The sequence below is a fragment of the Sphingobium tyrosinilyticum genome, from assembly GCF_042654265.1.
In the GTDB taxonomy this organism is placed as follows: domain Bacteria; phylum Pseudomonadota; class Alphaproteobacteria; order Sphingomonadales; family Sphingomonadaceae; genus Sphingobium; species Sphingobium tyrosinilyticum.
This window is the reverse complement of record NZ_JBHSFZ010000031.1, coordinates 49,593-62,418: the sequence shown is the minus strand read 5'-3', so window position 1 is coordinate 62,418 and position 12,826 is coordinate 49,593. Positions and strand designations below refer to the sequence as shown.

The following is a 12,826-nucleotide window of genomic DNA, read 5'->3' as shown; positions in this document are numbered from 1 at the left end:
GCATGCATAGGCCGCCCTTACCATATGATTGTTAGGCGACCGTAAGCTTTACCGACTTCAGATCGACCGAGTTCGGCCCGGCATGGATCGTGAAGGTTCCCGGCTCCACCACATAGTTCATGTCGATGTTCCAGAACGCCAGGCTGTCGGGATCAAGGCTGAACTGCACGGTGCGCTTTTCCCCCGGCCTCAAGGTCACACGCTCGAAGCCGCGCAACTCCAGCACGGGGCGCGGCACAGAACTCACATCGTCGCGAACATAAAGCTGGACCACTTCGTCGCCAGTCCTTTGCCCAGCGTTGGTGACGTCGACTTCCACAATCACCGTCTCGCCTACCGCGATGGTGGACTTGGCAAGGCGTGGCGCGGACATTTCGAACGTCGTGTAACTCAGGCCATAGCCGAAGGGAAAAAGCGGTGTTGGCTTCGCCTCTACATATCGCTGGCCGATCCTTGCCGAAGAATGCTTGTTGTAGAATATTGGCAGGTCGCCAACCGAACGGGGAAAAGTGATCGGCAATTTGCCCCCCGGATTGACTTTGCCGAAAAGGATGTCGGCAAAGGCGTTTCCGCCCTCCTGGCCGAGATACCAGCCCTCCACCAGAGCGTTGGCCTTGTCCGCAAGGCGATTAACGGCGAGCGGACGTCCGTTGATCAGCAAGGCGACAATCGGCTTGCCCGTCGCAATCATCGCATCCACCAACGCATCCTGATCGCCGAACAGATTGAGACTGTTGCGATCGCCCGGAGCGCCTGCGTGAATTGCCTCGCGGGTGATTTCCGGCACGTCGCCAACGACCAATAGGATGACGTCCGACCGTTTCGCGACCTCCACAGCCTGGGCTATGCGCACCGCATTTTCCGCCGCATCGGCGTAGCGCGCCGCGCGGGCCGGCAGGTGCTGACCGGTGGGGTCCGGTTTGACGATCTGGACACCTTCGGCATACTCGATGGAGATCGCGTGCCCGGCAGCTGCTTTCACGCCCGCCAATATCCCGACGGCCTGCGCGTTGACGGAGGAATAGCCCCCAAACAAAGGTTCAACCGCATTAGGCCCAACAACCGCAATTTTTCGCGGCTTAGCCGGATCAATCGGCAGCAAACCGTCATTTTTGAGCAGCACGAGCGACTTTTGCGCAACCTTGCGCACAAGCGCCTTACTAGCGGGGGCATTGACCTGACGCAGGGCGCGGGATTTGTTCAGATAGGGATTCTCGAACAGGCCGGCCTCGAACTTGAGGGCCAATATGCGGGACACCGCGGCGTCGATACTTGCTTCGGGAATGCGGCCAGCGCGCACCAGCTCGGGCAATCGGGCATAGGCCTGACCCTCCGGCATTTCTGCGTCGACGCCTGCATGGATTGCCAGCACAGCGGCATCATCGTCATTCGCCGCCATTTGATGATGCGTGACCAAATTGGTGACACCGCCATAATCACTGAAATACGCGCCGCGAAAGCCAAGCCGCTCCCGCCCGGTACGTTGAAGCAGTTGATAATTAGCGTGGGAAGGAACGCCCTCGAGCTCATTGTAGGACGGCATGATAACAGCAGGATCGGCCTTCTTGATCACCTGCGCGAAGGGCACGAGGAAATTCTCGCGCAGCGTCCGCTCGCTCATGTCAGCCGGGCCGATGTTGAGCCCGCTCTCTGGCGCGCCGTGAATGAAGTGCTTAAGCGTCACGAAGACCTTGTCCGCCGCCAACGGCCGCTGTCCTTGCTGACCGCGGACAGACGCAATGCCCATCTGGCTGACCAAATAAGGGTCTTCACTGAAAAACTCCTCGACCCGCCCGAAGCGGGGATCACGGGCGAGGTCCAGGACCGGACTGAGCGCGACGGTAGCGCCACGCATGCGGGCTTCACGCCCTGCCAGTTCGTAAGCCTGCTGGACCAGCTTGGGGTCCCAGGTGCTACCAAGCCCGAGCGGGATCGGGAAAATGGTCGCGTCCCGCGCCTTGAGGCCATGGGCTGTTTCCTCATGGAACAATGCGGGGATGCCGAGGCGGGTATTATCAACCAGGTGCCGCTGGATCGCGTTCACCAGGTCGATCGTTTCCCCAACGGCGCGATAGGCGTCCTTGGCAACACGCGCCGTACCATTGGTATCGCTCGGATTGCCGATCTGCCCGATGCCGTTGACGAAGACCTGCTTTGCCTTCTCGGGCGAGAAATTATCGCCCTCGAGGAACCGGGATTTCGTGTAGGCGATCGACCGCATCTGCGCGGCCTTTTCCTCCAGGGTCATCCGGCTTAGCAGATCGCGGACGCGATCTTCGATCCGCGCCTTGGGATTGCGATATAGCGCTTTGCCCGCACCTTCAGCCATTGCGACCACAGGCATCGCCAGAGCGGTTGAAACGATGAACATACGCCGCGTAACGGCGAGCCGATCAGCCAAGAAATCCTCCGTCCGAATGTTTCGCCGATCCCCCGCTCTGCAACTGAGGACCGCTATCCGCGCGTCTTACAACAGGACGCAACTATAAGTAAACAGGAACGTTGCATTATTGGTCTGAACGGCTGGCAAGATGCTTTATCAGTTTCCGTGCGATGGAGGATGGCCAACGGCTCAAGATCGGGAGGCGTGAATGGGTGATTGGATGCGGATAGCGGAACTGCTGCCTTCCGGAATAGACGCACGGACGATAGGTGATCAGGCCGCGAATGATCGGCAAAGGTCATTCGCCCGAGCATGCTCTGCTCCATTGTCCCGAGATGAAGTTGCTGATTTCTGGAAATCAGGTACCGCCTGAAATCTCATCGAATGTTTCGGTACAGCCTCTAGAGCCCGCGGCAGATCCGCTCACTGACTGGCTGGAGACCCTTGAGGCGATCCGCCAAAAAGTATCGGACAATGTGCTCGTTCTTCCAGCCCATGGTAAACCGTTTCATGGTCTGCATGCCCGCATCGGTGCCTTGATCGAAGGCCATGAAGTCGGCCTCGCACACTCACGCTCGTTGAAACGCCGGAACGGGCGATCGACGTTTTTCCAGTCTTGTTCAAAGGCCAGACCGATCGAAGCGTTCTTGGTCTTGCCACGGGCGAAAGCCTTGCCCATCTCGCCTGCCTTCGAAGCCGAAGGCTTGTGACGGACGAGGTCGAGGCTGCCGATGAGCCCGATTGATCGGATTCTGCTCTAGCAAAACTCGCAGGACTGCCTGAAAGTATGGGATCCTTCTCCAGACAAGGGACGCGGCGCAGGCTCGCGGGTTGGAGACGATCCAACATCATGCCCGGTTCCTGCGCGCAACGCCGAATCGCCCCGATTTGTCATCCAAGATCGACGGCGATCACCTCATGGTAATCAATGAGCGGCACATCGACGATGACGCGCTCGCCATCGACCTGAATTGGAACATGGTCGCCACTAGATAGCCTGCGCACCTGCAAGGGCCGCGTGCCAGCCGGAAGCTGAAGGGCGACTCGATAAGGGCCTGTCGGGATCGCCGCACGATAGCTGCCCCGCATCGTCATGGGATTGTTGAGGCTAACCAGGTGCGCGGTGACAGAGTTTTTTTGACGCCAGTATGCGATGTCCACCAACCCCGGTCCGTCAATCTGTAGCGGCTGCTGCTCGTCGTGCGCCCAGTCCACCATTGATTGCAGCAGGGTCAGATGATCACCATGCGACAGTTCGGCGAATGTGCGATCAATATCCATTGGCAGATAGACAACGCGGCCCTTACCGGCTTGGCGACAGATCGCCATGGGGATGTTGCTTTCCGTGCGGTCAGTATAGACCCGCTCCATCGGCAGGTCAGGGTAGGATGGCACCAGCGTCAGCGCCACCTCCGACGCATTGCGCGCCTTGACCGGTTGCCGCCGGATTGGGCCGATCGTCCGGCTGATCTCTGGCAACTTCGCCATCGCAGGGTGCGCGTGGTGGATTGTCAGATAGGCATTGCGGAGCGGTCCCTCCTCCTCACCTGTGACGGAGCAACCGAACAGGTCGGCCAGTGCAAAGTCTGGACGGCGCTGTCCATCGCCGTCGAACAGCGAGGTCTGATGCGTTGCGATCACGCAACCGCCGCGGGCGACGAAGGCGCGGACTTGCTGGCACTGGGTATCGGAGAGCACGGCAGCATTGGCGAGGATCAGCGTTCTGAAGCGGGAGAGGCTTGCCTCGTCGAGGAAGCCGTCGTCGATCATGTCGAAAGGAATGCGGGACTCCAGCAGCGCCTGATAGAAGCCGCGCAAATGCCCATCCAAATCGTGCCGTTGCTTCCATCCGCCAAGGAAAGGTGGCGTGCGGGTCGATAGCACCAGCCCGACTCGCGCGAGATTATGCGTATTGCGCAGATAGCGGTCATTGGCGTGATGCCATTGATAGAGATCGCGAACCACGTCCATCCAGCGCTTGTCCAGCGGCTTGCCGTTGAATTTAGTGATCCAGGGACGCGCTCCTTGCGCAATCGCGCCGGCTGCCCAGATACGGATTTCAGGCGCAGCCTGCACCGAATCCTTCCAGCGATAGGATTCCTCCACGCCGACGGAAATGATATGGCCGACAGGCTTGTCCTGCATGAACGCGCGCAGTTCGCGCGTATATCGGCCGGCACCCCATGCTTCAGGTCCTGGTGCCCATGGTGAGTTTTCGACCGATCGGGCCTGGCGGTCACAAAAGGCGATGGGAAGCCGTTGCGACAGACCGGGGCCATTCAGTTCGACCAGGCCGCGCCGGTCGCTGCCGGGAATGAAGCTGGCCGAAGGGCGATGCTTGCGCGCTGCAGCGTTCCAACGGTCGATCAGCGCGAAAAGGCGGGTCTCCACCCAGGCGGCATAGCGGCGCCCCGCGGGTGTCGATGGATCCGGATCAAGCGGTATGTCCAGCCCCGACGCGGCCCGGTATTGCGTCCGGCAGCTTTCACAATAGCAGGTACCGCTTCCGTTCCAGCGATTGCCGAAAACGCCGTCAATGGGATAGCGCCGGGCAATCTCTTCAATCACCTTGGGCATCAGTTCGAAATTATAGGGGCCGTAAGCGCAGGTCAGCGTCAGATCGGGCGCGCTGCCGTGGCGCTTGCTCTTGCCATCTGGACCAGTGAGTGCCCATTCGGGATGCGCGGCGGCAGCCGCTGCATTCATCGCGTGGGGATCGATGCGGGCAAGCACGCGCAGGCCCATCTTCTTGCAGGCGAAGACCATGTCGCCGAACGGGTCCTGCCCCCTGTCCACCCCTGGAGCCATGCCGTGATAGGCGATCGCCGTCGGATAGAAAGCGATCCCGCCACCAGCGCTCAGACACACCCCGTCGGCATGGATGTCCCGGAAATAATCGGTCCAGAATTTGGGATCGAAATGGCCGACGTCATCCTCTGTGAAGGCGAGCTGGAACCAGCGCATCGGTTCTGTCGCCCAGTCCGGCGCGACATCGCGGCTTGCGCGTGCGGCCATGGCGGACTCGAGGCGGGAGAGAAGCGCTCCGCCGCTCAGTGCCAGCGCGGTGCGTCGGCTGACTGGCATGATGTCCGGCATGATCTCTCCCTGTCGATATCCGTCATTGCCCTCTCCCTCTAGTCCAAGACGGCGTCGCCACAATCAGCCATCCCACCATGCGGGAAATGGCTTGCCGCATGGTGGGATGGGCGCCGCCATTGCTTGACTGGCGATCACTCCCACGCTGGAGCGGGATTGAAATAGGGAGAATGACTATGAAGGTAAGCCAGTTTCTGGCAGCGATGGCCGCGCCGATGCTGCTGTCGTCGGCGCTGTCGGCGCAAACATTCACGCGCGGCGATCCGGTTCCGGTGACCCTTCCACTCGGCAACAAGCCCGGCAATCCGATCCTGGACATGCCGCCTGGACAGCGCCTGATCTCGGCTTTCGGCGAGCGTCCGGTTTTCTCGCCAAAGGGAGACAAGCTAGCCTTTATCGGCAAGTCCTATGGCGACGCCTTCGAATATGACATGGCGACCGGTCAGATCCGCAATCTGACCGGCCACGCGCCAAGCGAGGGTTTTCTGCGGGTCCATTATATCGCGGACGGCAGCTTCGCGCTGCTGGGGCCCCGCATTTTGGGCAAGACGCGCGAGGAAACCCGTTTCAGCCGGATCGAACTGTTCTGGATGGACCCATCGGCGACCCGCGCGCCCGTGCCATTGGGTGTCACCATATTTGAAGGGATTGCGACCAGCCCGCGCAGCAACATGATTGCCTGGAGCGAGATGCGTCCTGCGGCGGCGGGAAAGCCCGCCGCGACAACGGTCTATACCGGCCGCATCGCGGTGCGAGATGGCGCAGCAAAGATGGAAGACAAGCGGGAAATCGTCACGACCACGGATTGTTTTGTGGAAGCCCAGGATTTCCTTCCGGGCGACAAGGGGCTGCTGATGCCCTGTTATGGATATGGCAAGGGACCTACAGGCGTTGAGACGCAGGTGATTTCCGTTGATTTCGAAACGAAGAAGATCACCCGTTATCCGACACCCACCACCCTTTATGGCGAGGTTGAGGGGATTTTCCCGGACGGGCGCCGTGCGCTGGTCGAATGTGCCCAAGATCGCGCAAAGGGTATGGACCTGTGCGTTCTCGATCTCGATCCCAGCAAGCCCCGCTACACGCGCATGACCGACATCGTCCAATATGGCGGCTGGAAATACGGTAACCCGGTGGTTCGACCCAATGGCCGCATGATCGCAGCGCAGGTAGGTTCCGCCGACGTCATCGACGCGGGTGTGGGGCAAGGCATCGTGCTGATGGATTTGGCGCCAGGGTTCTGAATTGGTCCAAAGGGGGCGGCGGGGCGGAGCGGTTTACCGGCTCCGTCCCGTTTGCGGCCCCAGGACCGGCATAGGATAGCGCAAAAGGTTTCGGGATGATCTGGTCGCAAAATTATGATCCGCTGGGCAGTGGCTGGCTGTCGGCGCTGGTTGCAGCGGTGCCTGTCATCGTCCTTCTTGGGGCGATCGGCCTGTTTCATGTCCGTGCGCATGTGGCCGCGCTGATGGGCCTGGCCGCTGGATTGCTGGTGGCGATTTTGGTATTCGGCATGCCTGCGGGGCTTGCCCTGCGCGCCGCCGGCTTTGGCGCGGCTTATGGGTTGTTGCCGATCGGCTGGATCGTGCTCAACATCATCTTCCTGTATCAATTGACCGAAGCGACCGGGCAGTTCCATGTGCTGCGCACAGCCATCACCACGATTACGCCCGACAGCCGCCTGCAACTGCTGCTGATCGCCTTTTGCTTTGGCGCCTTTTTCGAAGGTGCGGCTGGTTTTGGAACGCCGGTGGCGGTGACGGGCGCCATGCTCATCGGGTTGGGGTTTACCCGGCTGCAGGCATCCGGCTTGTCGCTGATTGCCAATACTGCTCCTGTGGCGTTCGGGGCGCTCGGCACGCCGCTCGTCACTCTGTCCGGGGTGACGGGTCTTCCGCTTCTGGAACTGTCCGCCATGGTAGGGCGACAGATGACGCCTTTCGCCCTTATCGTGCCGATCTGGCTGCTCGTCGCTTATTGCGGATGGCGCCGGACGATGGAGGTGATGCCTGCCTTGCTGGTGGCAGGGACCAGCTTCGCCGCAGTGCAACTCGCGATATCAAATCTGCATGGGCCTTGGCTGACTTCGATCGGCGCTGCGCTTGCCTCCATCGTCGCGCTCATCCTCTTCCTCAGGATATGGCAACCCGCGCGAATCATGGCAGTGAACGAAGCACCGCTGGCGCCTGGTGATGAGCGTGATGCAGCCGCTACGACCGACAGCGTGAGTGCGCCATCGGCAAGCTATGAGGCTGCGGCCGTCAAGCGGGCATGGATGCCCTGGATAATCCTGACCGCCTGCGTTTTCATATGGGGTCTGCCATTCGTGAAAGGCTCGCTCGACGACATCTTCGCGCTCCATCTGTCTTTTGCCGGGTTGGACGGCGTCATCCAGCGGTTACCTCCGGTCGTCACGCATCCTGAGTTCGAAAAAGCCGTCTATAATCTGAACATGCTTTCCGCCACCGGAACGGCCATTTTGGTGGCGGCGCTGCTGAGCGCAGCGTTGCTGCGCATTTCGCCGCGCCGATTGGGGACTATCTATGCTCGCACTTGGATAATGGTCCTGCCGTCCCTGTTGACGATCGCAGCGATGCTGGCCCTTGGCTATCTGACGCGTTTCGGCGGTATCGATGCCTCGATGGGCCTCGCATTCGCGGCAACCGGGACGCTTTACCCCTTCTTCGGTACGATGCTGGGTTGGGTGGGGGTTGCGGTGACCGGGTCGGACACGGCGTCGAATGTCCTGTTCGGCGGTCTCCAGAAGGTGACGGCGGAGCAGCTGAACCTGTCGCCGGTGCTGATGGCGGGCGCGAACAGTGCAGGCGGCGTCATGGGCAAGATGATCGATGCGCAGAGCATCGTCGTCGCTTCGACCGCTACTCAATGGTTCGGGCAGGAAGGACGCATCCTGCGCCATGTCTTTGTGCACAGTCTGGCTCTGGGATCGCTGATAGGTCTATTCGTGATGTTGCAGGCCTATGTTTATCCTTTCACCTTGCTTGTACCCTGATGCCAGTGACGATCGATACGGTGCAGGAAGCACGAAGCCTTCTGAAGTTGCTGTTTGGCACAGCGCTGGACGCGGTGCGAGGCGATCATCTGGTCGAAAGCCTGGGCCCTCCCACTAAAACCGGGTGGTTCATTAAGAAAGACAGGCAGGCGATCGATTGGCCCATGGATCCCCGGGGGCGTCTGATCGTGATTGGCGCGGGCAAAGCGGCCGCGGCGATGGCGCAGGGCATTGAAACGCTATTCGGCGACAGGATAGATGATGGTTGCATCATCGTGAAGCGCGATCATCGCGCGCCCTTGTACCGCATCCGGCAACTCGAGGCCGGGCACCCCCTGCCGGACGAGGCGGGTGTCGCGGCCACGGAGGAATTGCTGAGGACGGTGAATGGCCTGACCCGGAATGACAGCGTTATCGTTCTCCTCTCGGGGGGCGCGTCCGCCCTGCTTGTCGCGCCCGCGGCAGGCATCACATTATCGGAAAAGTCTTCGACCACCGAACTCCTGCTTCGGTCCGGCGCCTCGATTGAAGAAATCAATTGCGTGCGCAAACAACTATCCCGGGTAAAAGGTGGGCAATTGCTCGACTATATCGCGCCTGCCGCCTGCCTTACGTTGCTCTTATCGGACGTGCCGAGCGGGGACCATGGTTCGATAGGGTCCGGGCCGACCATCCGCTCATCACCCGGCGGTGACGACCCGCTGGAGATCATCGCACATTACGGTTTGCTCGATCATATCCCTTCAGCCGTGCGCGCCCTGCTCGCCACGCCGCCAGCCCCTCTTCCGCATCGTGAGGTCAGCAGGGCCGACGTCGTGCTTCTGGGAGACAGCGGCAGCGCACTCGACGCAGTGCGACATGGCGCTCGGGATGCAGGGCTCGGCTTCCATGTCGTGAATCCAAACATGACCGGCAACACGCATGTGCAGGCCCGGTCGATGGCTGAAGTTTTGCGTAGTTGTCCTGCCGCGCAACGCCCTGCACTGTTTATATCGGCGGGCGAGACGACCTTGCACGTGACGGGCGACGGAAAAGGCGGACGCAATCAGGAATTCGCTCTGGTCGCCGCATTGGAGCTGGAGGCGGTCGAACGGGTCGCACTGCTCGCCGCTGGCACTGATGGAACTGACGGACCCACCGATGCCGCTGGAGCCTTTGCCGATGGCTCTCTGGTCGCGCGGGCGCAAGCTCTTGGCCTCAAGCCGCTCAAAATGCTCGCGCGAAACGACAGCTACACGCTGTTCAACATGACACAGGATCTGCTGCGCACGGGTCCCACGGGGACCAATGTGATGGACCTTGTTCTTGGCATTGCATTTTAGGTGACTTGCCCGGGCGGCGTCCGAGGTCTGGAATAGGAGTGAATTTTCGTGGTTAAGCTTGCGGCCAACCTGTCCTTGATGTTCACGCACCTAGCTTTTCTCGATCGGATCAACGCGGCGGCAGATGCGGGTTTTCGTGGCGTCGAGTTCATGTTCCCTTATGAGTTTTCCGCCGATGAGATCGCCGCGCGAGCCGCTCGGAACGGTTTGGAGATCGTCCTTTTCAATCTTCCCGCAGGTGATTGGGAACGCGGCCAGCGCGGAATCGGGGCGCTACCCGACCAGATCGATGAATGTCGGCGCGGGGCGGCTTGGGCGCTGGATTATGCGCGCCGTCTCGGGTGCCGCAGATTGCATCTCATGGCCGGGAAAGCGCCCGCCGACCCGCGAAACCGGAGAACGCTGGTCGATAATGTCGCCTTTGCCGCAGACCTGTTTGCACCTCATGGCATCGATTTGCTGATCGAGCCGATCAACACTCGCGTGGACATTCCCGGCTATTTTTATTCGACCAGCGAGGCGGCTCTCTCCGTCCTGAGCGAGGTGGGGCGGCCGAACACGAAGCTGCAATATGACATCTACCATATGCAGGTCATGGAGGGCGATCTTGCCCGCAACATCGAGCGTTTGTTGCCGGAAATTGGCCACATCCAGCTCGCCGACAATCCCGGACGCGCCGAACCGGGGACGGGCGAGATCAATTATACCTGGCTGCTGCCCCATATCGACGCCCTAGGCTATTCCGGTTGGATCGGGTGCGAGTATCGCCCGGCCGGGGATACAGCCGCTGGCCTGGGCTGGGCCGAACCATTTCTGAATCAAACAGGATAATCGACATGAAGATCGGATTCATCGGACTAGGCATCATGGGACGGCCTATGGCGGGCCATCTGCTGGCGGCGGGGCACGGCCTTTACAGCTGCATCAATCGCACGCCTCTTGCCGAGGAACTGCAAAAAGCAGGTGTCGTCACCTGCAGCGATCCCGCAGCGGTCGCGGCCGAGGTGGAATGCGTCATCCTGATGCTGCCGGACACGCCCGATGTCGATCATGTGCTGTTCGGTCCCGATGGTGTCACGACCGGATTGAGGCCGGGCACGATCGTCATGGACATGAGTTCGATCGACCCGATCGCAACTCGTGATTTCGCGAAGCGGATCGAAGATCTGGGCGGCGCCTACATCGATGCCCCGGTATCGGGCGGCGAGGTGGGCGCGCGCAACGCAAGCCTGACCATCATGTGCGGCGCGAAGGCCGAGACGTTCGAGAAGGTGAAACCGCTGCTCGAAGCCATGGGCAAGAATATCACGCTGGTCGGCAATGTGGGCGCGGGGCAGATCACGAAGGTCGCGAACCAGATCATTGTCGCGCTGAATATCGAAGCGGTGGCAGAAGCGTTGCTATTCGCATCGCGCGCCGGCGCCGATCCCGCCCGTGTGCGCGAGGCACTGATGGGCGGTTTCGCCGCGTCCCGTGTGCTGGAGGTGCATGGCCAGCGGATGATCGACCGCAGCTTTGCGCCCGGCTTCCGCCTCAGTCTGCATCAGAAAGATCTCAACCTGGCTCTGTCGGGCGCTCGCACGCTAAGCCTCTCCCTACCCGGCACGGCTTCTGCACAGCAGTTGATGAGCAGCTGCGTCGCGAACGGCGGTGGTGACAAGGACCATTCAGCTTTGGTCGAGGCGCTGGAACTGGCCGCCAATCACAAGGTCAGCGGTTAGACCGAGCGTCAAATCTGCTGGCCGGTAAACGCCCGCAGATGTGCGTCACTCAACGGCCAGGGGAGCTGCGCCAATTCCTTATCGACATTTGCCGGCAAACAGGTCATACCAGTTTCAGGGCTGGAGCATTTGTCATGCTGATGGCCCATGCAGGCGAGGATGCAAATGTGAGCAATATCCGCGAAGAGTTGGATGAGGGTGCCTTAGGTCGGGTGCAGTCCCTGGTTCGCGCATTCGGCTTGATGGATGAACTGGCCAAAAGTGACAGCATGACCCTGAGCGACTTGGCGCGTACGGTCAGTCTCCCGCGATCAACAGCACATCGCCTGCTGACAACGATGGAAGCGCTGCGTTACGTCGCGTTCGATAGAGCGACCAATCGTTGGTCGATCGGGGTACAGGCGTTTACCGTCGGAGCCGTTTTCGCGCAGACGCGGGATCTTGGAAAACTCGGCCGGTCAATCATGCGTTCGCTTATGGCCGAAGTAAACCATTGCGTGAATATCGCCGTGCCGGAAGGGCGGGGCATATGCTATGTCGGGCAGGTCGCGCAAAATGGCTTCCGTCCGACCGCTGCGCGCCCTGGTGCAGTGCTGCCTCTGCACACGACCGCATCGGGGAAGGTGCTGATGGCGCATTGGACGCGCCAGGAGTTCGACGACTATGTCGCTCAGGCCCCCCTCAAGGGACGCACATCCCGCAGCATTGTAGATGCCGACCGTCTCCGCAAGGAACTGGCGACTATCCGCGACCGTGGCTATGCCATGGATGATGAGGAATATGACGCCGGGCTGCGCTGTGTCGCGGCGATGGTGCATGATCGTGATGGCTTGCCCAAGGGCGCGTTGTCTGTGTCCGATCGGTCATCGCAGTTGGCGCGGACAAGGCTGTATGAGTTGGGACCGACGTTGGTAATGGCCGCCCAGCAGATGAGCAGCGAGATCGCCGCCCAATATTTCTGAGATTTGTTCAGACCGGCTGTCCGGACGTCGGTTGCACGTCGCGTGAGCCGTTCGGGTCTTTGGGGACAGCCATCCACCACCGAAAAAGCGAACAGATTTGCCGGGTCGATGAACAGCTTTCGGGTGGCGACCTGGTCAAAAATCAAGCGATAAAGAAGACGGTAATTTGGGAGCACGCGGGCGATAAGCACTGCGGCAGGAGAGGGTGATGAACGCCACATGGCGCCAAGGCGGAAGACGCCCTTATACAATCAGGCGGATCGCGTTTATTTCAGTGCTTGCGATAGGTGGCTGCCTGACGGCAAATCCACTGCCCGCAGCGCCGGCGC

At 60.7% G+C, this 12,826-nt stretch carries 9 protein-coding genes; 7 read left to right on the top strand and 2 right to left on the bottom strand.

The window, feature by feature from the left end:
- Positions 1-31: 31 nt before the first annotated feature.
- Positions 32-2,401: a glycoside hydrolase family 3 N-terminal domain-containing protein gene (locus ACFO3E_RS14760; protein ID WP_380805629.1), complete on the bottom strand. Its 2,370-nt coding sequence runs from the start codon at positions 2,399-2,401 to the stop codon at positions 32-34.
- A 598-nt stretch (positions 2,402-2,999) separates the two neighbouring features.
- On the opposite strand from ACFO3E_RS14760, the gene ACFO3E_RS14755 reads away from it, so the two are divergent.
- Positions 3,000-3,128 (top strand): hypothetical protein, encoded by a 129-nt coding sequence (locus tag ACFO3E_RS14755; RefSeq protein ID WP_335676207.1) that lies wholly within the window; start codon positions 3,000-3,002, stop codon positions 3,126-3,128.
- A 146-nt stretch (positions 3,129-3,274) separates the two neighbouring features.
- Here the strand turns inward: ACFO3E_RS14755 and ACFO3E_RS14750 are convergent, their stop codons facing one another.
- Positions 3,275-5,479 (bottom strand): ThuA domain-containing protein, encoded by a 2,205-nt coding sequence (locus ACFO3E_RS14750; RefSeq protein ID WP_380805626.1) that lies wholly within the window; start codon positions 5,477-5,479, stop codon positions 3,275-3,277.
- Positions 5,480-5,649: 170 nt separating this feature from the next.
- Here ACFO3E_RS14750 and ACFO3E_RS14745 point away from each other — a divergent pair, with 170 nt between their 5' ends.
- The 6 genes from ACFO3E_RS14745 (at position 5,650) to ACFO3E_RS14720 (ending at position 12,497) form a co-directional block, all read left to right on the top strand.
- Positions 5,650-6,723, top strand: a complete 1,074-nt coding sequence (locus ACFO3E_RS14745; protein ID WP_380805623.1) for a TolB-like translocation protein — start codon at positions 5,650-5,652, stop codon at positions 6,721-6,723.
- Positions 6,724-6,818: 95 nt separating this feature from the next.
- Complete coding sequence (locus ACFO3E_RS14740; protein WP_066529645.1) at positions 6,819-8,492, top strand: L-lactate permease; 1,674 nt, start codon at positions 6,819-6,821, stop codon at positions 8,490-8,492.
- Positions 8,492-9,814, top strand: coding sequence for a glycerate kinase type-2 family protein (locus tag ACFO3E_RS14735; protein ID WP_082919690.1), 1,323 nt, complete (start codon positions 8,492-8,494; stop codon positions 9,812-9,814). Before ACFO3E_RS14740 ends, ACFO3E_RS14735 begins: the two co-directional genes overlap by 1 nt.
- 48 nt (positions 9,815-9,862) lie before the next feature.
- Positions 9,863-10,645, top strand: a complete 783-nt coding sequence (gene otnI, locus ACFO3E_RS14730; RefSeq protein ID WP_380805620.1) for a 2-oxo-tetronate isomerase — start codon at positions 9,863-9,865, stop codon at positions 10,643-10,645.
- A gap of 5 nt (positions 10,646-10,650) precedes the next feature.
- A complete protein-coding gene (locus ACFO3E_RS14725; RefSeq protein ID WP_066529648.1) occupies positions 10,651-11,535 on the top strand; it encodes a 2-hydroxy-3-oxopropionate reductase in 885 nt (294 codons plus the stop codon).
- A gap of 134 nt (positions 11,536-11,669) precedes the next feature.
- Positions 11,670-12,497 carry an IclR family transcriptional regulator gene (locus ACFO3E_RS14720; protein ID WP_380805618.1) on the top strand — a complete coding sequence of 276 codons (828 nt, stop codon included), beginning with the start codon at positions 11,670-11,672 and terminating at the stop codon, positions 12,495-12,497.
- Positions 12,498-12,826 lie beyond the last annotated feature (329 nt).